The sequence below is a fragment of the Mesorhizobium sp. LNHC229A00 genome, from assembly GCF_000502415.1.
GTDB lineage: Bacteria > Pseudomonadota > Alphaproteobacteria > Rhizobiales > Rhizobiaceae > Mesorhizobium.
On the sequence record NZ_AYWQ01000100.1, the window covers coordinates 1 to 1,041 of the forward strand.

Genomic DNA, 1,041 nt, shown 5'->3' on the forward strand with positions numbered 1-1,041 from the left:
AGACGTGTGCTCTTCCGATCTATTCACGTCCATGCATGGATAAAGTCCGCTGGTTCAGCCATCCCTCTAGATTCGAGCTAGTCAGATCCCGATTTAGCCCGCTCTCCGAACCTCATCAGCAGGGCCGATACCACGAGCAGAAAAATACTGATTCCGGTAAGCAAAGAGGCGATGGCCGTGATCGTCGGATTGATCTGGAGTGCCAGCTCATTAAACATCCGCTTCGGAACGGTTTCATAGGTTCCTGAGATGAAGGTCGTGACGATGACCTCGTCGAAGCTGGTGATAAAAGCGAAGATCCAGGCGGCTCCGATACTGGGAAGAACGTTAGGAAGCAGGACTCGCCACAGCATAACTCGCGTAGAAGCCCCTAAGGTGAAGGCCACTTGCTCTAATCTGACGTCGAAACTCCGGAAGGCGACGGTCATCACGAGGACTACTACCGGAACCCCAAGGACCATGTGGCCGATGATAAGCGCCGGCAAGGTTCCCAGCAGACCGGTACGCGCGAACACAAGATATAGCGCCAGCGCGGTGATGATGGATGGAATCACGATCGGCACGATGAAATTAGCCTCGATAACCAGCCGTCCGGCAAACCTCCCACGCACCAGGCCGTATGCGGCCGAGCCTCCAAGCAGTAGCGCCAGAGTGCTTGCAGCAACCGCCACTTCTAGCGAGGTCCATAGATCGTCGATCCAGCGTGGATCCGTGAAGAATGCTGCATACCAGCGAAGCGATAATCCAGGTGGTGGAAATTGGAGTGCGCTCGCGCTCGAGAACGACATTGGCACGACAACAAGGATCGGCAGAGACAGGAAAAGGAGGATTGAGACCGCCGCCGCACCCAAGATCACGCGGTCGAGGGCAATCTTGCGCTGGTGCACCACGATCGGCACAGCCTCAAATGCACTCGGGGTGATCGGCATGTCGTGGCGGTCGTTTCGGCCTTGTCGATTGCTCATGATACTCCTCACATGCCCGAATGCGGCGCGACGCGGCGATAAAGCGCGTAGAGAGCGAGGCTGGCCGCAAGTAATA

General features: G+C 56.5%; 1 protein-coding gene. It reads right to left on the reverse strand.

The window, feature by feature from the left end; genetic code table 11:
* Positions 1–77: 77 nt before the first annotated feature.
* A complete protein-coding gene (locus X742_RS140410) occupies positions 78–965 on the reverse strand; it encodes an ABC transporter permease (protein ID WP_023775621.1) in 888 nt (295 codons plus the stop codon).
* Positions 966–1,041: the final 76 nt, after the last annotated feature.